Annotated in this window: 16 protein-coding genes and 1 tRNA gene; 6 read left to right on the forward strand and 11 right to left on the reverse strand. The window is 68.7% G+C overall.

Going from position 1 to position 17337, the window contains the following annotated elements; all coding sequences use genetic code 11:
- Positions 1 to 47 precede the first annotated feature (47 nt).
- The gene (locus C2U31_RS15295; RefSeq protein ID WP_103273541.1) at positions 48 to 275 is read left to right on the forward strand and encodes a hypothetical protein; all 228 of its coding nucleotides are present in this window, start codon (positions 48 to 50) and stop codon (positions 273 to 275) included.
- A gap of 68 nt (positions 276 to 343) precedes the next feature.
- Here the strand turns inward: C2U31_RS15295 and C2U31_RS15300 are convergent, their stop codons facing one another.
- From C2U31_RS15300 to egtD, 4 genes are all read right to left on the reverse strand, one after another.
- Positions 344 to 1255, reverse strand: a complete 912-nt coding sequence (locus C2U31_RS15300) for a hypothetical protein (protein ID WP_158658385.1) — start codon at positions 1253 to 1255, stop codon at positions 344 to 346.
- Positions 1256 to 1501: 246 nt separating this feature from the next.
- Positions 1502 to 1578 (reverse strand) — tRNA-Met (locus C2U31_RS15305).
- A 198-nt stretch (positions 1579 to 1776) separates the two neighbouring features.
- Entirely contained in the window at positions 1777 to 3078 is a 1302-nt protein-coding gene (gene egtB, locus C2U31_RS15310; protein ID WP_103273543.1) for an ergothioneine biosynthesis protein EgtB, read from the reverse strand.
- Positions 3079 to 3123: 45 nt separating this feature from the next.
- The gene (egtD, locus tag C2U31_RS15315) at positions 3124 to 4092 is read right to left on the reverse strand and encodes an L-histidine N(alpha)-methyltransferase (protein WP_103273544.1); all 969 of its coding nucleotides are present in this window, start codon (positions 4090 to 4092) and stop codon (positions 3124 to 3126) included.
- Positions 4093 to 4415: 323 nt separating this feature from the next.
- On the opposite strand from egtD, the gene C2U31_RS15320 reads away from it, so the two are divergent.
- A complete protein-coding gene (locus C2U31_RS15320; protein WP_103273545.1) occupies positions 4416 to 4751 on the forward strand; it encodes a YqjD family protein in 336 nt (111 codons plus the stop codon).
- A 93-nt stretch (positions 4752 to 4844) separates the two neighbouring features.
- Here the strand turns inward: C2U31_RS15320 and C2U31_RS15325 are convergent, their stop codons facing one another.
- The 6 genes from C2U31_RS15325 to C2U31_RS15350 all read right to left on the reverse strand — a co-directional run bounded on the left by C2U31_RS15325 (position 4845) and on the right by C2U31_RS15350 (position 12379).
- The gene (locus C2U31_RS15325; protein ID WP_103273546.1) at positions 4845 to 6503 is read right to left on the reverse strand and encodes an FMN-binding glutamate synthase family protein; all 1659 of its coding nucleotides are present in this window, start codon (positions 6501 to 6503) and stop codon (positions 4845 to 4847) included.
- A 200-nt stretch (positions 6504 to 6703) separates the two neighbouring features.
- On the reverse strand, positions 6704 to 7927 hold the full coding sequence (locus C2U31_RS15330) for a YeeE/YedE family protein (RefSeq protein ID WP_103273547.1): 1224 nt from the start codon (positions 7925 to 7927) through the stop codon (positions 6704 to 6706).
- A gap of 313 nt (positions 7928 to 8240) precedes the next feature.
- Entirely contained in the window at positions 8241 to 9035 is a 795-nt protein-coding gene (locus tag C2U31_RS15335) for a hypothetical protein (protein WP_103273548.1), read from the reverse strand.
- A 136-nt stretch (positions 9036 to 9171) separates the two neighbouring features.
- On the reverse strand, positions 9172 to 10452 hold the full coding sequence (locus C2U31_RS15340; RefSeq protein ID WP_103273549.1) for an arsenic transporter: 1281 nt from the start codon (positions 10450 to 10452) through the stop codon (positions 9172 to 9174).
- Positions 10453 to 10474: 22 nt separating this feature from the next.
- Positions 10475 to 11419, reverse strand: coding sequence for an AEC family transporter (locus C2U31_RS15345; RefSeq protein WP_103273550.1), 945 nt, complete (start codon positions 11417 to 11419; stop codon positions 10475 to 10477).
- 69 nt (positions 11420 to 11488) lie between these two features.
- Positions 11489 to 12379 (reverse strand): DMT family transporter, encoded by an 891-nt coding sequence (locus tag C2U31_RS15350; protein WP_103273551.1) that lies wholly within the window; start codon positions 12377 to 12379, stop codon positions 11489 to 11491.
- Between the two features lie 251 nt (positions 12380 to 12630).
- On the opposite strand from C2U31_RS15350, the gene C2U31_RS15355 reads away from it, so the two are divergent.
- Positions 12631 to 13071 carry a GNAT family N-acetyltransferase gene (locus tag C2U31_RS15355; RefSeq protein ID WP_103276388.1) on the forward strand — a complete coding sequence of 147 codons (441 nt, stop codon included), beginning with the start codon at positions 12631 to 12633 and terminating at the stop codon, positions 13069 to 13071.
- 68 nt (positions 13072 to 13139) lie between these two features.
- Here the strand turns inward: C2U31_RS15355 and C2U31_RS15360 are convergent, their stop codons facing one another.
- Positions 13140 to 14027 carry a LysR family transcriptional regulator gene (locus C2U31_RS15360; RefSeq protein ID WP_103273552.1) on the reverse strand — a complete coding sequence of 296 codons (888 nt, stop codon included), beginning with the start codon at positions 14025 to 14027 and terminating at the stop codon, positions 13140 to 13142.
- Positions 14028 to 14325: 298 nt separating this feature from the next.
- On the opposite strand from C2U31_RS15360, the gene C2U31_RS15365 reads away from it, so the two are divergent.
- Genes C2U31_RS15365 through C2U31_RS15375 form a run of 3 tightly spaced genes read left to right on the forward strand, consistent with a single transcriptional unit; the run spans position 14326 to position 17322 of the window.
- Positions 14326 to 15744 carry an MFS transporter gene (locus C2U31_RS15365; protein ID WP_103273553.1) on the forward strand — a complete coding sequence of 473 codons (1419 nt, stop codon included), beginning with the start codon at positions 14326 to 14328 and terminating at the stop codon, positions 15742 to 15744.
- Positions 15745 to 15802: 58 nt separating this feature from the next.
- Positions 15803 to 16774: a dipeptidase gene (locus C2U31_RS15370; RefSeq protein ID WP_103273554.1), complete on the forward strand. Its 972-nt coding sequence runs from the start codon at positions 15803 to 15805 to the stop codon at positions 16772 to 16774.
- 23 nt (positions 16775 to 16797) lie between these two features.
- Positions 16798 to 17322 (forward strand): DUF5943 domain-containing protein, encoded by a 525-nt coding sequence (locus C2U31_RS15375; RefSeq protein ID WP_103273555.1) that lies wholly within the window; start codon positions 16798 to 16800, stop codon positions 17320 to 17322.
- The last annotated feature ends 15 nt before the right edge of the window (positions 17323 to 17337 follow it).

Here is a 17337-nt window from a genome sequence, read left to right on the forward strand (position 1 = left end):
GACTTTGCGTTACGATGGTCCTCCCCACTAGTCGATCCGTTCGCGACATGTCACACAAACTCCGCCCAGGCACGCGCGCGACCCTGCAGGTCAGGCAGCTGATGCCTGGCGAGTTCGCATGGATCATCACGCTGCTCGATCCCGACAGCGGCAACGTGCGCAGCACCAATTATTCCGAACGGCGCTATGGCAGCCAGGACGAGGCGTCCTCGGCGGGCAAGTCCGCGGTGATGGCCTATCTGGCGGACGCGGCGCCGCCGGCTCCGCGCGCTTGAGTCGGCACCGGCGCGCGTCACTTGAACGAGCGGCGCGGCAAGAGGGAGGCGGAGCTGCGCCGTCCCGGCTAGCGCATGTCGCCCGGCATGAAAAAAGCCGAACCGACCTGGCAGCGTTGCGGGCAGGATTTCCAGTTGGCCTTGAACCAGCCGTAGATGGCTTGCTCATACTGAACGTGGTTGCGGGCAACGCATTGCATCTGCTGGTAGTTCTTCCTGGCTTGCGGCGTGCTCTGGTTGGCTGCGGCGGCGCGCAGCATTGCCTGGATGTCGCGGGCCGTGAATTCATTCCAGATGTAGTCGATCGGCACGCCCGGCGCCGCTTCGCCGATGACCGTGAATCGCGGGGTTTCCAGGAATATGGATCTGCCGCCCTTTTCCCGAGCCATGAGCGACGCCGGCGATGCCTCCACGCGATACAGGCCCAGATCGCTGGTCGCGCACGGGCCGCCCGTGCCGACGATCATCGGACTTCCCTGCCGGTTTTCAAACCGGAACTCGATGCCCATTGCCGAGGTGCCGGACGATACCGCCACCGCTGCTCCGGAAAGCGGGGCGCTGGCGGCTTTGGGGGCGCTGGTGCCGTTGGTCTGGCCACGGGCCTTGGCGATGGTCCAGCAGCCCGGCGCGGCCAGGCATTCGGCCTCGGTGATCTTGACGGCCGGCTGCCCCGCTTGCTTGAAATGGATGTACGTCTTGGCGTTTTCCAGGTAGCTGTAGACGTCCGACGTTTCGAACGGCCGCCTGCCGGCCTGCAGCGTTTCCCAGGCGGTGTTGACGCGTCCGTCCTTCCAGGTGTGAATCAGTTTTCCCGTGCCTTCGGCCAAGCCATTGCGACATGATCCTGACCAGGAGATCTGCTGGTAGGCGGCCGCGTATCCGCGCACTTCGACGACCTTGCATCCTTCCACGGTTTTCACTTGCGTGTATTCCACGGCGTGGCTGGGGCGGGCGGCAAGCATCAGCGCCAGCGCGGGCAACACCAAGGCCAAGAGCTGTCTGGCGCCGCGATAGGCGCGAAAACCTGGGGCGGACCGGCGCATGGCGAACCTCACGAGGAAAGGAGGAGGGGGCGGCAGGCGCCAAGCATAGCACCGGCGTTGGCGTGGCAAGGCCATTTTCGACCCTGCCGCGGAGGCGGCGGATCAATGCAGCGGATCGGGCGCCATGACAACGACGAGCCAAAAGCAAAAGGCCCGCAATTGCTTGCGGGCCTTGGTATTCCTTGGTGGCGCATCCCTGATTCGAACAGGGGACCTGCGGATTATGATTCCGTCGCTCTAACCGGCTGAGCTAATGCGCCATCTCGTTTGCTTGTCCGCGTGGCCTAGCGTTTTCACGCTGGCTGCTGTGTCAGCAACGAAGAACGAAATTCTAGCATGAAAAAATTTGTCCGTGCAATACCCGGGAAAGAAATCGGCACGCATGCCGACCTGATCCCATCCCCAGGCCTACGGCCTCAGGTCCGTTGGGGGTTGTGTGTTTCGAACCAAGGCCGGCCTCAGGCGTCCCGCGCCAGCCGTATTCCGGAAAACTGCCAGCGCGCCTCGGGCGGGAAGAAATTGCGGTAGCTGGCCCGGATGTGGCCGCGCGGCGTGACGCAGGAGCCGCCGCGCAGCACGTATTGATTGCACATGAATTTGCCGTTGTATTCTCCCACCGCGCCGCTGTCCGGGCGGAAGCCGGGATAGGCCTCGTAGGCGCTGCTGGTCCACTCCCAGGCGTCGCCGTAGAGCTGGGCGGGGCCCGACCAGCCTGGCCGGGCGGGCGCGGGTCGCGTATCCAGGTGGCCGCTTTCCAGCATGTTGGCGTGCACGCCGGGGCTGCCGTCAGGCTGGCGGCGCGCGGCGGATTCCCATTCGGACTCGCGCGGCAACCGGACCCGGGCCCAGCGGGCGTAGGCGTCGGCCTCGAAGTAGCTCACGTGCGTGACAGGCGCCTGCAGCTCCAGTTCCTGCATGCCGTGCAATGTGAAGACTTGCCAGTCGTCGCGCTCCCCCTCCCAATAGAGCGGCGCGCGCCAGCCCTCCGCGCAGACGCGGTCCCATCCCTGCGATAGCCACAGCTCCGGCCGTGAATAGCCGCCGTCGCGGATGAAGGCCAGGTATTCGTGCTGCGTCACCAGCCGGTTGGCCAGGTGAAAGCGGCCCAGCAGCGTGTCATGGGCCGGGGCCTCATTGTCGAAGGCGAAGCCGCCGCCGTCATGGCCGATGCGGGTCACGCCGCCCGCGTACTCGGTCCAGCCAGCCGGCGTGGCCGGCGGCAGGGCAGGGGCGCCGTTGGCCGCGTAGGCCGGCCTGAGGGGGTTGGCATAGAGCAGGTGCTTGACGTCGGTGAGGATCAATTCCTGGTGCTGCTGCTCGTGGTTGAGCCCCAGCGCCAGCAGGGCGTCGAATGCCGCGTCGCCTGCCTGGCGGGCGATCAGCGCGTGCATGGCCTCGTCCACATGCTCGCGGTAGCGCAGCACCTCGGCCAGGTCCGGACGCGTGAGCAGGCCGCGCTGCGGGCGTGGATGGCGCGCGCCGATGGCGTTGTAGTAGGAGTTGAACAGCATGCGGTAGCTGGGATGGAAGGCGCGATAGCCCGGCGCATGACGGCTCAGCAGGAAGGTCTCGAAAAACCAGGTGGTGTGCGCCAGATGCCATTTGACGGGGCTGCAGTCCGGCATGGATTGCGCCTGGCAGTCTTCGGGGCTGAGCGGCGCGGCCAGGGCTGTCGTGGCGGCGCGCACGGCGTCGTAGCGGCCGGGCAGGCCGGCCGGGCCGCTCGCTCCGGGGCGGGTCAGCAGGCAGGCAGAGTCCATGCGCATCCTCCTGGGGGGCGTTGATTGGGCCGAGGCCAGCCGGCCTCAGGCGTGGGCGAGGAAGACCGAAAACCAGCCCCGCGTATCCGACCAATGGCGCACGTCGCGGTAGCCGGCGCGTTCCAGCAGCCCCTGGAAGGCGTCGGGCGTGAATTTGTATGAGTTTTCCGTGTGGATGCGTTCGCCGGCCTGGAAGGCGCGTTCGCCGCCCGGCCAGCGCACGCGCAAGGCGCGGCGCGCTTCCAGGTGCATTTCGATGCGCGAGCGCTCGGCGTTGTACAGGGCGACATGGCGCCAGTCCTCGACCTGGAAATCGCTGGCCAGCAGCGCGTTGACGTGCCGCAACAGGTTCAGGTTGAAGGCCGCCGTCAGCCGCAGCGCATCGTCGTAGGCCGGCTCCAGCACCTCGCGCGGCTTGACGCGATCCACGCCGATCAGCAGGCCGCCGTCCGGACAGAGTCCGCGCACATGCCGCAGCATGGCCAGCGCGTCGTCGGGGTTGAGATTGCCGATGCTGGAGCCGGGATAGAAGAACAGGCGCCGGGCGGACGGGATGTCGGTGGGCAGCGACAGGCCCTGCGAGAAATCCTGTCCCAGCGGCGTCACCCGCAGCTCGGGATAGGCCGGGCGCAGACGGCGCGCGGCGGCTTCCAGGTAGTCCGTGGAGATGTCGATGGGTACGTAGCGGCGCGGCCGCAGGACGGGGAACAGGCGCTCGGCCTTGGCGCAATCGCCCGCGCCCAGGTCCAGCAGCGTTTCCACGGCGCCCGCGTGGCGCGCGATGGCGGCGCCATGCGCGGCATGGATCTCGGCTTCGCAACGCGTCGGGTAGTACTCGGGCAGCTGCGTGATGGCGGCGAACAGCGACGAGCCAAGCGCATCGTAGAGGAACTTCGGGTCGATGTGCGCCGGGCGGTCCAGCAGCCCGTGATGCAACTCCAGCCGCTCGGCGCTCCAGCCTGGCGGTGGCGATAGCGGCGGCGCGGCCGCCAATCGTGCGGAAGGGGTAAGCATGCGTCCGGCTCCTGGTAGAGGCCGCTGAAGCGCAGCGCGGAACGCCCATTGTCGCGGCCCCACGGGGCCGGGTGTCAAGCGCCAAGCCCCTGAATGCAATGGACTTTTACCAAATGGGTTCCATGCCTGCCCTGCGGGTGTTCCGACACGGGCCTGTGAAATATCGGTTTACGGCTGGTTGCCAACGCTCGGGCGGGATCGGCGCTCACTTGTCACAATGCAAGCGTGGACCAGGGCCGCAGGCCCCGGCAGAGCCCGGGCGTCAGGCGCGCAGCCGCTGGACGCCGGTCCGCGCATCCGACGAACCAGAACAAGGAGCGACCATGAACAGAAAGTCCCAACGCGCCGAGATTGCCTTGCATCGCGCCCGCGTCAGCGACAGCTTCCAGGAGCTGCTGGCCGGCACGGAAGACCTGTTGCGATCGACGGCCTCGTATACCGGCTCGGAGATCGAGGCGGCGCGCGAGCGGCTCAAGCGCCAGCTGGCCGAGGCCCGCGAATCGGCGGGCGAGTGGGAAACGGCGGCTCGCCAGCGCGCCCGCCGCGCTTCGGTCTACGCGGACGAGGTCGTGCACGAGCATGCCTGGAAATCGGCGGGCGTGGCCGCGCTGGTGGGGGTGCTGCTGGGATGCTGCCTGGCCTCGGGCGGCCGGCGCTGAACGATCGCGGCGGGACGCCCGCCGCAGGGCGCCCGCCGCCGAAAGCCCCGGTGGGGGCGCGGCGCCGGCCGTGACGGCCGGCCGCCGGCGGGTTCAGGCGGGCGCCGCTTGCGGCTCGAGCTTGCGGGCCAGCGCGGTCGTGAGGTCGTGCGTGGGCTGGAACGAGTTCGCCTGCGCCATGGCCCAGCCGGTCTGGAAGACCTGGTGGCGGAACTCGCCACGTAGCAATTCGCCGGGCGTCAGTTCCGGGAACAGCGCCGACAGCAGCCGGATCTCGCTGGAGGAAATGCGCCGCGCGATGTGATGCGGGCGCAGCTGGCCGGGATGCGTCAGGCCCGCGGCCGCCAGCAGCTCGGCCAGCGCGTGCAGCGTGTTGCGATGGAAGTTGGCCACGCGCTGCGCCTTGTCGGGCACCACCAGCGCGCGCTGGCGCAGCGGGTCCTGCGTGGTGACGCCGGTGGGGCATTTGCCGGTGTGGCAGGCCTGGGCCTGGATACAGCCGATGGCGAACATGAAGCCGCGCGCCGAGTTGCACCAGTCCGCGCCCATCGCCATCACGCGCGCCATGTCGAAGGCGGTGATGATCTTGCCCGACGCGCCCAGCTTGATGCGGTCGCGCAGGTTCACGCCGATCAGCGTGTTGTGGACCAGGCGCAGCGCTTCGCGCAGCGGCGTGCCGACGTGGTCGACGAACTCGACCGGGGCCGCGCCCGTGCCGCCCTCGGCGCCGTCCACCACGATGAAGTCCGGCGTGATGCCGGTTTCGAGCATGGCCTTGACGATGGCGAACCATTCCCAGGGATGGCCCACGCAGAACTTGAAGCCCACCGGCTTGCCGCCGGACAGCTCGCGCAACCGCGCCACGAACTTCATCAGGCCGATGGGCGTGTCGAAGGCCGAATGGGTGGCGGGCGAGTTGCAGTCCTGCCATGGCGCCACCCCGCGCGCCTCGGCGATCTCGGGCGTGACCTTGCCGGCCGGCAGGATGCCGCCGTGGCCCGGCTTGGCGCCTTGCGACAGCTTGATCTCGATCATCTTCACCTGCGGCGTACAGGCGTTCTTGATGAATGCTTCCTCCGAGAACGCGCCGTGCTCGTCGCGGCAGCCGAAATAGCCCGAGCCGATGTTCCACACCAGGCCGCCGCCCGGCTGCCGGTGATAGCGGCTGATGCCGCCTTCGCCCGTGTCGTGGGCGAAATCGCCCTGCCGCGCGCCTTCGTTCAGCGCCAGGATGGCATTGGCCGACAGCGCGCCAAAGCTCATGGCGGACACGTTGAAGGCCGACATCGAATATGGCTGCTTGCAATCCGGCCCGCCGACGGTGACGCGGAAATCGGTGTCCTCGATGTGCGAGGGCGACATGGAATGGTTGATCCACTCATAGCGGTCGCCGTAGACATCTTCCTGCGTGCCAAAGGGGCGCTTGTCGATCTCGCGCTTGGCGCGCTGGTAGACGATGGAACGCTGCGCGCGCGAGAAAGGCGCGGCCTGCGTGTCGTCTTCCAGGAAATACTGGCGGATCTCCGGACGGATGAACTCGAACAGGAATCGCAGGTTGCCCAGCACCGGGTAGTTGCGGCGGATGGCGTGGCGCGTCTGGATCAGGTCGTAGACGCCCAGCGCGGCCAGCAGCGCCAGCGGCACGGCGGCGCACAGCCACCAGGGCGAGGCGGTATAGGAAAGGACGGCCGTCGCGGCAGTGCCCAGCAAAGTCAACAAAAAGGCCGTGTAACGGCCGGCGATCCAGCGCATGTCCATCTCCGGGATTCGGGGTGGAGCTAACCATACACCAGCGCGGCGGCGACGTTGTCCCGCCGCGTGGAAAGAGTATCCCGCGATTGGGGTTTGCTCGGGGGGAGGTCGCGCGTCGCGCAGACCGCCGGGCAGCCGTTCTTGAATCGGCGTCGCAATGACAAAGCCCCCTGTTACAGGGGGCTTGAGGGGATGGCGCGTCAGCAGCTCGACGCAGGCGGCGTCTTTTCCACGGCCAGGCCGAACAGCGGACGCAGGCGCACGCCCAGCGCGCTGCCCAGGAAGGCGGCCGGCAGCCAGAGCCAGGCATGCAGGCTGCCCGACAGGATGCCGCTGAAGTAGGCGCCGATGTTGCAGCCGAAGGCCAGGCGCGAGCCGTAGCCCAGCAGCAGGCCGCCGATGACGGCGCCGGCCAGCGAGCGCGCCGGCACTTTCCAGACCGGCGCGAACTTGCCGGCGGCGCTGGCCGCGGCCAGCGCGCCCAGCATCAGGCCCAGGTCCATGACCGTGGTCACGTCCTGGCGCAGCGGCGCGGCCAGCGAGGCCTGCTTGCTCCAGTAGGTCCAGGCGGCCACGTCGCCGCCCAGCGCGTCCAGCGTCTTGGCGCCCCACAGCGCGAAGGCCGAGGTCACGCCCCAGGGGCGGCCGGCCAGCGCCAGGGTGGCGAAGTTCAGCGCGACCAGCGCCACGCCGCCCCAGATCAACGGCCAGGGGCCTTGCAGCAGCGAACCCGGCCGCGCGGTGCGCGAGGCGAAGGAGATCACATGACCGTGGCGGCGCTTCTCCAGCGCGGTGGCGGCCCAGGCGATCAGCGCGAAGACGGCCAGGTTGGCGATCAGCGCGGGCGCCAGGCCCCAGCTCTTGACCAGCGAGGTCGGCGCCAGCGCCGGCAGCGCCGACCACCAGCCGAAGTTGGCCGTGGCGATGACCGAGCCGACGATGAAGAACAGCAGCGTGACCACCATGCGGGTATTGCCGCCGCCGACCGCGAACAGCGTGCCCGAGGCGCAGCCGCCGCCCAGCTGCATGCCGATGCCGAACAGGAAGGCGCCCAGCAGCACCGACACGCCCGGCGGCGAGACGAAGCCGGCCACCGGCTGGCCGAACAGCGAGCCTTGCGACAGCACGGGGAAGAACAGCAGCACGCCCAGGCCCAGCATGAACATCTGCGCGCGCAGGCCGGCGCCACGGCGGTCGGACACGAACACGCGCCAGGCCTGGGTGAAGCCGAAGGATGCGTGATACAGCGCCACGCCCAGCAACGCGCCGACGATCCATAGCGCGCCCTGGCGCCAGCTGACGCTCTGGTTCAGATAGACGGCGCCGGCGGCCACCAGCAGCAGCGCGATCCACAAGGGGGCGCGGTTGGCGCGGATGGGCGGCAAGGCCGAGGGCAGGGGCAGGGTGGAAGCGTTGGCGCTCATGGATGAGTCCCGGAGAAAAAGCGGAAAGCGGCACGTGGCCGCGCCTGGGGCGGCCGTCGTGAACCCGGAGGCGGCGTCGGTCTGTCGCCAAAGGCCACGAAAAACGGGCGCGTTAGCGCACCCGTGGAAAGGGCGTCAGTCTACGCGTTGGCGTAAATATCTCAAACCACAAATATGTGTTTGATAAATAACCAAAAGTAATAAACAAGTGATTAGAGCGCATGGGCTTGGCGACGGCGTTGCGTGGTCCGGGCTGCGCGCCAAGGGGATCCAGGCCGACGCCGGTCGTCCCGCCTCTTTCCCATCTGCGTCGCTATTCCAGGATCGCCGCGAAATCCTCGGCATAGCCCAGCAGCAGCACCTTGCTGGCCTGCACGGCCTGGGCCAGTTCGTGCCAGGCCGGCGCGGCCTCGCCCTGTTCGTCGTCCTGGACGTCGTACAGCTCGGTCAGGTCCGCCACCAGCCGCCGCGCCTCGTCGGCGCCGGGCGCTTGCGGGCGGATGAAGCCCAGCCATGCCGCGCCGATGCCGAAAAAGCGGTAGCCGTGCCGTTCTTCCAGGCGACGGATGATGGCGTGGTTCTGGAACACGTCCCAGTCGGCGGAAAAATAGCCGTTGACCATGCCGGCGATCAGCAGATTGTCTTCCGGCACGGGCACGCGCTGCACGTAGACGACCTGGTCGAGCACGCGCTGGGGATCCCGGTTCATCGCGGCCAGCGCGGCGATGTCGTCGGCGTTGACGTAGAGCGTGCCGGGCAGCGATTCCCAGGCCTGTTGCAGCTGCGGATCCTGAAGCTGGGCCACCACGTGCGCCAGCCGGCGCGACTCGTAGGCGCGCACGGACTCGGGATCGTCCAGGTCCAGGTCGTCGTAGTCGTAATCGAAGGTCAGGCGCTCGTCTTCCAACGCGTGGCCGCGGGTGTAGCAGCTCTGGTTCACATCGTCGAGCGTGCACAGGTAGCGGTATTGCGGCTCGGCGGCGCGCAGGCGCTCGGCGACCTGCAGCACCTGCTCCAGCGTCGGCGCGTCCGACAGCCGGCTCGCGCTGAAGCTGTCCACGGGCTGGAAGCTGTAGGTTTCGCGGTAGTCGACGAGGGTTTCCTGCATGGCGGCTCCTGTAGCGGTCCTGTCGCGGGCGATGGCGGGCGACGGCGGGGGCGGATGCGCGATGCTAGCATCGCGGCGCGTCATGCGCGCCGGCGCGAGCTGGCCCGCCGCCGGCCACGCCGGGATGGCTGGCCGCCTATTGCAGGCGCCAGGCCAGCGCCGCCAGCGTCAGCAGCAGCACCGGCAGCGTCAGCACCAGGCCGACGCGGAAGTAATAGCCCCAGGTGATGCGCAGGCCCTTGCGCGCCAGCACGTGCAGCCACAGCAGGGTGGCCAGGCTGCCGATCGGGGTGATCTTGGGCCCCAGGTCGCTGCCGATCACGTTGGCGTAGATCATGGCGTCCTTCACCGGACCCACGGCGCTGGTGTCGCCGATGGACAGCGCGCCCACCAGCACGGTGGGCAGGTTGTTCATGACCGATGACAGGAAGGCCGTCGCCAGCCCGGTGCCCATCGCCGCGCCCCACACGCCGTATTCCGCGCAGCGTTCCAGCACCTGGGTCAGGTAGGCGGTCAGGCCGGCGTTGCGCAGGCCGTATACCACCAGGTACATGCCCAGCGAGAACACCACGATATGCCAGGGCGCGCCGCGCATGACGCGTCGCGTGCCGACGATGTGCTGGCGGCCGGCGATCAGCAGCAGGCCCAGCGCGCCGGCGGCCGCGATGGCGCTGACCGGGATGCCCAACGGTTCCAGGATGAAGAAGCCCGCCAGCAGCAGCGCCAGCACGACCCAGCCGGCGCGGAACGTGACCGGGTCGCGCACGGCCGAGGCGGGGGCGGGCAGCTGGCTCACGTCGTAGCGCGGCGGGATGCTCTTGCGGAAGAACAGCAGCAGCACCGCCAGCGTGGACGCCACCGCCATCAGGTTCACCGGCACCATCACCGAGGCGTACTCGCCGAAGCCGATGCCGAAGAAGTCCGCCGATACGATGTTGACCAGGTTGGAGACGATCAGCGCGATGCTGCCGGTGTCGGCGATGAAGCCGGCGGCCATGACGAAGGCCAGCGAGGCGCCGGGGCCGAAGCCCAGCGCCAGCAGCATCTCCATGACGATGGGCGTGAGGATCAGCGCCGCGCCATCGTTGGCGAACAGCGCCGAGACCACGGCGCCCAGCAGCACGATCAGCACGAACAGCAGCCGGCCGCGACCGCCGCCCCAGCGCGCCACGTGCAGCGCCGACCATTCGAAGAAGCCCGCCTCGTCCAGGATCAGGCTGGTGATGATGATGGCGATGAAGGTCGCGGTGGCGTTCCAGACGATGCGCCAGACATCGGGGATGTCGCCGGGCTGCACCACGCCGGTGGCCAGCGCCAGGGCGGCGCCGATCAGCGCGCTCCAACCGATGGACAGGCCGCGCGGCTGCCAGATGACGAGGGTGATGGTCAGGATGAAGATCGCGGCGGCAAGCAGCATGGCAGGGCTTTCAGTTGAGACGTCAGTTGATGGGATGGGCGCTGATCCAGGCCACCAGCAGGCTGATGGTGAGCACCGAGGCCAGGGTCGAAACGAGGATGGCGCGCGAGGTCAGGCGGGCGTCGCGCCCGTACATGCGCGCCAGCATGAAGGGGCCGGTGCCGATGGGCAGCGCGCTCATCAGCACGGCGGTCCAGGCCCACAGCGGCGGCATGTCGAACACCAGGAAGGCCAGGGCCGCCGTGGCGGCCGGCTGCAGCAACAGCTTGCCCAGCACCAGCCGCAGCACGCCGGGGCCGGGGCTGGCCGTCTCGGTCTGCGCCAGGAACAGGCCGATGGCCACCAGCGCACAGGGGCTGGCCGAGGCGCCCAGCAGCGTCACGTAACGGTCCAGCCCTTCGGGCAGCGCGATGCCGGTGGCGGCCCAGGCCAGGCCGGCCACGGGCGCGGCCAGCAGCGGGTTGCGCATCAGCGCCTGGCCGACCTTGAGCAGGGTGGCGCCCAGGCCGGGCGCCTGCTGGCGGTCCAGCTCGATCAGGGCGATGGCGCAGCCGAACAGGACGCTGGCCGTCAGCAGCGTGGCGAAGGCCGCCGGCGCCAGGCTTTCGGCGCCGAACAGGGCCACGCACAGCGGAATGCCCATGTACCCCGCGTTGGCGTAGGCGGCGGCCAGGCCTTCGATGCTGCGGTCGGTCAGGGCGCGCGCCGCGCGGCGGCGGCCGGCGAAACCGGCGACGAAGGTGATGGCGATGCCGCCGGCGAAGGCGCCGACGTAGCCCCAGTGCGTCATGGCGGCCAGATCGACCTGGGTCATGGCGCGGAACAGCAGCGCCGGCAGCGACAGATAGACCACGTAGCGGTTGAGCGCGTCGGTGGCGCCGCTGCCCAGGAGGTTCCAGCGGGCCGCCAGCCAGCCGGTCAGGATCAGCGCGAAAACCGGCAGGGCGGCGGTGATGACGGCGTTCATTGGGGGAAGACGTGGGCGGGGCGGCGCGAAGACGCCCATTCTACTTGGCCGCCGGAGGCCGTGCCCGTGCTACCTGGCGGCCGCCGGCCGCGCCCGCGTCACCAGCAGGATACCCAGCGCCGCCAGCGCCATGCCCGGCCAGGCCAGCGCCGGGATGGCCTCGTCCAGCGCGGCATAGGCGATCACGGCGGAGCAGGGCGGCACCAGGAAGAACAGCGCGGACACGCGCGAGGCCTCGCCGTGACGCAGCATGGCCAGCAGCAGCGAGATGGCCACCAGCGAGTTGCCCACCACCAGATAGGCCAGCGAGCCGAACAGCGCCCCGGTCCATTCCACCCGCATGGGCTCGAGCCAGACCGCCAGCGGCGCCGTCACCAGGAGACCCACCGAATACTGCACCAGATTCGAGACGACGGGATGCGTGTCCGTCCCGTGGCGCTTTTCATACAGCGTGCCGCCGGTGATGCACAGCAGCGCCGCCACCGCGTAGGCCAGTCCCGCCGCCGATTGCAGGTCCACCGAGGCCTTGGCCACGATCACCAGGCCGGCGCCGAGCACGCCCAGCGTCAGCCCGGCCCAGCGCCGCGCATCGACGCGCTCGCGGGCGATGGCCGGAGCCAGCAGGCCGACCAAGATGGGTTGCAGCGAGGTGATCAGGGCCACGCCGCCGGCCGAGATGCCGTGCGCCAGCGCCAGGTAGGTGAAGCCGAAGTAGCCGGCCTGCAGCAGCAGCCCCACCATGGCCAGATGCGTCCATGCGCGCGGGCTGGCCGGCATGGGCGGGCGCAGCGCTGGCAGCAGCGGCGCCAGCAGCGCGACGACGCAGGCATAGCGCAGCGCCAGGAAGGTCAGCGGGTCGGCATGGGCCAGGCCGATCTTCAGCACGACGAAGCCGCTGGACCACAGCAGCAGGAACACGAGGGGCGCGGATTTCAACCAAAGCGGAGCAGGGGTGGGCATGGTGTCCGGTTCGTGGCGAAAGCAAGCCACGATGGTACGCCCATTTGGCTGAATAGTTGCAATTGCATCTATTCGCCGTTTTCCGCCGATCTGTTGTTTCCTGTCGATCCATTGCGTCAGGTCGCTGTTTTCTCCCGGTTCATTTGAGAGAATATGACTGGCAAGGCGGTCTCGCGCGCTGGGGCATTTTCCCGATGGCGGCCGTCCTTGGCATGGAAACCATGATCAGCCCGGGCAGCAAGGAAACACGCATGAAAGCCGCGACATCAAGCATACGCATCACTTTGGGAACCTGGGACCGCCTGCGCGAGGATGCGACCAGCGTGCGCCACGAGGTCTTCGTGGTCGAGCAGCGCGTGCCGGTCGAGGTCGAGCTCGACGACGACGACGCGGTGTCGGTGCATGCGGTGGCCTACGATACGGACGGCACGGCGGTGGGCACCGGACGCCTGTTGCCCGACGGCCACATCGGCCGCATGGCCGTGCGCAAGCGCGCGCGCGGCCTGGGCGTGGGCGGGCAGATCCTGGACGCGCTGATCGGCCAGGGGCACGGCGACGGGCACCGCATGCTGGTGCTGCACGCGCAGACGCACGCCGCCGGTTTCTACGAAGCGCACGGGTTCCAGGTGGAAGGCGAGGAATTCATGGAAGCCGGCATCGCCCATGTGGTGATGACGCGCACGCTGGCCTAAAGGCTCGGCGGCCGGGCCCGGGAGCGGGCCCGGTGCGGGCCGGGTGCGCGGGGCGCGGGTCGGCCGGGTCAGGCGTCGGGCAGGCCCCAGGTGGCCCGCAGCGCGCTCACCACCGCGACCATGGCCGGGTCGGACTGCCGTTCGACGGCATGGATGAAGGACAGGCGCGCCGTGGCGGCACAGGTCCGCAAGCGCTTTAGTTCACCGCGCGCCTCGCCCATCTCGGCCAGTTCCTGGCGCAGCAGGCCGATGCCCACGCCCGCCGCCACCAGCGCGTGGATGACGGCTTCGTGGTCGGCTTCCATCACTTCCAGGCGCGGCGCGCCGATCTGCTGCTGGATCTCGCGCATCATGTCGAAATGGGCGCTGCGCGGACTCATCCGGATCCAGGGCAGCGCAAGCAGCGCGTCCGGGTCGGGATTGGCCGGCACATCCCAGGCGGCCGGCATCACCAGCTCGAACACCATGTTTTTCAGGGGCACTTCGGCGATGCCGGGCAGGCTGTTTCGACAGACCGAGATGGCCGCGTCGATTTCCGCGATGCGCAGCGCGTCGTAGAACCAGCTGATCCGCCCGACCTGCAGGTCGACCCGCAGACCGGGGTAGTCGCGCGCGAGCCGTTGCATCAGCGCGCCGACGCGCATCACGGCCGGGTCGTACATAGCCAGCCCGATGCGCAGCTGCCCGGCCACGGCGCCGCGCCGCGACTTGGCTGCGTTGACGAATTCGCCGAAGGCGTCGATCACCTTTTCCGCGCGCAGCTTGAGATCCTGTCCGGCGCCCGTCAGCGTCAGGGCCGTCGGCGTGCGCAGCAGCAGCTTCACGTCCAGCGCTTCCTCAAGGCTCTTGATCTGCCCGCTGACGGCGGGCTGCGTCAGGTGCAGGGCCTCGGCGGTCTTCGTGATGCTGCCCAGCCGGGCCACGGTGACGAAGGTGCGCAAGTGCTTGATGTCCATGGGCCGAGTCTTCCTGAGAGCGATCTGCGGGCGGACGCCGCGCGGGGTTGTGCAGGCTCCAGGCTAGCGGATCCGCGCGCCGGGCGGGCACAAGACGGCGTTATACCCCCCATCAGAATATGCGATTTTACGGCGCGCATGACGGCGTTTAGCCTTGCTTTCACCGCGCATCCCGACATGCGCGGCCTCGCGGGCAAGGAGGGCGGCAGCGCGCAGGAATGCCCTCCCTGGCGGCCGCGCCGTTCATCCGGCGACGCGTCGCGATCCCCGCGGGCATATCGCATATTCAGGGGAAAACATGAGCCAGCAGCGCAGCATCGCGGCCTACAGCGCCGCCGCACGTCTCGAACGCCTGCCGATCAGCGGCTACCACCGCGTCATCTTCATCATCATCGCGGGCGCCTTCTTCTTCGATTCCATCGACCTGGGCATGATGACCTTCGTGCTGGGTTCCATCAAGCAGGAGTTCGGCCTGAGCACCGCCCAGGCGGGACTGCTGGCCAGCGCCAGCTTCCTGGGCATGGCGGCCGGCGCGGCGCTGTCCGGGCTGCTGGCCGACAGGTTCGGCCGCAAGCCGGTGTTCCAGGTGAGCATGATCATCTGGGGCGTGGCCAGCTACCTGTGCTCCACCGCCGCCAGCGCCCAGGAACTGATCTTCTACCGCGTGCTGCTGGGCCTGGGCATGGGCATGGAATTTCCCATCGCCCAGACCATCCTGTCCGAGTTCACGCCCACCCGCCAGCGCGGCCGCTACATCGCCCTGATGGACGGCTTCTGGCCGCTGGGTTTCATCACCGCCGGCCTGATCGCCTACTACCTGCTGTCGGTGGCGGACTGGCGCACCGTCTTCGTGGTGCTGGCGATTCCGGCAGCCTTCCTGCTGGTGGTGCGGCGCTACGTGCCGGAATCGCCGCGCTGGCTGGAGCACGCCGGCCGCCACGACGAGGCCGAGCGCGTCCTGAGCGACATCGAGGCCAGGGTCAGCAAGAGCCTGGGCGTGCGGACGCTGCCGGAGCCGGTCGAGATCCATGCCGCCGCGCCGGAAAAGCGCGGCGCGCTGGGCCTGCTGTTCTCGGCGCAGTACCGCAGCCGCACCATCATGGTGTGGGGCCTGTGGTTCTTCGCGCTGCTGGGCTTTTACGGGTTGACCACCTGGCTGGGGGCGCTGCTGCAGCAGGCCGGCTTCGCCGTGACCAAGTCCGTGATGTACACGGTGCTGATCTCGCTGGGCGGCATTCCCGGCTTTCTCTGCGCCGCCTGGCTGGTCGAGAAATGGGGGCGTAAGCCCACCTGCATCGCCGCGCTGCTGGGCGGCGCGCTGGCCGTGTACGCCTACGGCCAGACCGCGATCCTGGCGGGCAGTGAGACGCCGCTGATCGTCTCCGGCCTGATCATGCAGTTCTTCCTGTTCGGCATGTGGGCGGTGCTGTACGCCTACACGCCCGAACTGTATTCGACCGGCGCGCGCGCGACCGGATCGGGGTTCGCGTCGGCCGTGGGGCGGGTGGGATCGCTGCTGGGCCCGTACCTGGTGGGCGTGGTGCTGCCGAACTGGGGGCAGGGCGGCGTGTTCACGGTCGGGGCGGGCTGTTTCTTCGTCGCCGCGCTGCTGGTCTATGTGCTGGGCGTGGAAACGCGCGGCATCTCGCTGGAAGAACTGTCGGCGCGCCAGCCCGAGCCGTCCGCGCGGGCGGTGAGCGTGCCGCGCACACGCTGAGCAAGGAGCATGCATGAACACACCGCATATGAACGCAGCACTCAAAGACGCACCGCATATGAACGCGCTGCATCAACGCAGCATCGTCATCGACGGCCTGATCATCGCCAAGTGGGACCGCTCGATCTTCGAGGACATGCGGCGCGGCGGGCTCAGCGCGGCCAGCTGCACGGTCTCGGTCTGGGAAGGGTTCCAGGACACGGTCGCCAACATCGCCGACATGAAGGCGCTGATTCGCGACTGCCAGGATCTGGCCATCCTGGTGCGCACGGCCGAGGATATCCCGCGGGCCAAGCGCGAGGGCAAGGTCGGCATCATCCTGAGCTTCCAGAACGCCCATGCCTGCGAGGATCACCTGGGCCATGTCGAGGCCTTCGCCGACATGGGCGTGCGCGTGATCCAGCTTTGCTACAACACCCAGAACCTGGTCGGCACCGGCTGCTACGAGCGCGACGGCGGCCTGTCGGGCTACGGGCAGGAGCTGATCCGGGAAATGAACCGCGTCGGCATCATGGTGGACCTGTCCCATGTCGGCGGCCGGACCTCGCGCGAGGCAATCCTGGCCTCCACCCGGCCGGTCTGCTATTCGCACTGCGCGCCGCTGGGCCTGAAGGAGCATCCGCGCAACAAGTCCGACGACGAGCTGCGCTTCATCGCCGACCACGGCGGCTTCGTCGGCGTCACCATGTTCCCGCCCTTCCTGCGGCGCGGGGTCGAGGCGACGGTCGACGACTATGTGGAAGCCATCGGCTACACCATCGACCGGGTCGGCGAAGACTGCGTGGGCGTGGGCACGGACTTCACCCAGGGCTACGACAAGGGCTTCTTCGACTGGATCACGCACGACAAGGGGCGCTACCGCAGGCTCACGGACTTCGGTCCCATCCTGAACCCGGAGGGCATTCGCACCATCGGCGAATTTCCCAACCTGACCGACGCCATGGCGCGCGTGGGCTGGCCCGAGTCGCGCATCGAGAAGGTCATCGGGGCGAACTGGCTGCGCGTGTTCGGCGAAGTCTGGGCGACCTGATCCCGTTCATTCCGGAGACACATATGCATCCGCAAGTTCCCATCGACGTTGACGAGAAGACCGGCGTCTGGACCACCGACGCCTTGCCCATGCTCTACGTGCCGCGCCACTTCCTGGTCAACAACCACGAGGCGGTGGAGCAGGCGCTGGGGCGCGAGGCCTATGCCGCCATCCTCTATGCGGCAGGCCACAAGTCGGCGTACTACTGGTGCGACCGCGAAGCCCGGCAGCACGGCATACGCGGGGTCGATGTCTTCGCCCACTATCTGACCCGGATCTCGCAGCGCGGCTGGGGGCAGTTCTCCATCGCCGGCATCGACCCGGAGCGGGCCACGGCCGACATCGAGCTGCGCCATTCCGCCTTCGTGCTCCAGGCTCACGAAGGGGAGGGCAAGCGCTGCCATATGTTCGCGGGCTGGTTCGCCGGCGCCATGGATTGGGTGTCGCTCGATGCGGGCTCCACGCTGCGCGCCCGTTGCCATGAGGCTGTGTGCGCCGGCGAGCATGGACCGGAACACGCCTGCGTGTTCGACGTCCGGCCCATGTGAGCGAGGCGGCCGCGC

Source organism: Achromobacter sp. AONIH1, assembly GCF_002902905.1.
Classification (GTDB): Bacteria; Pseudomonadota; Gammaproteobacteria; order Burkholderiales; family Burkholderiaceae_B; genus Achromobacter.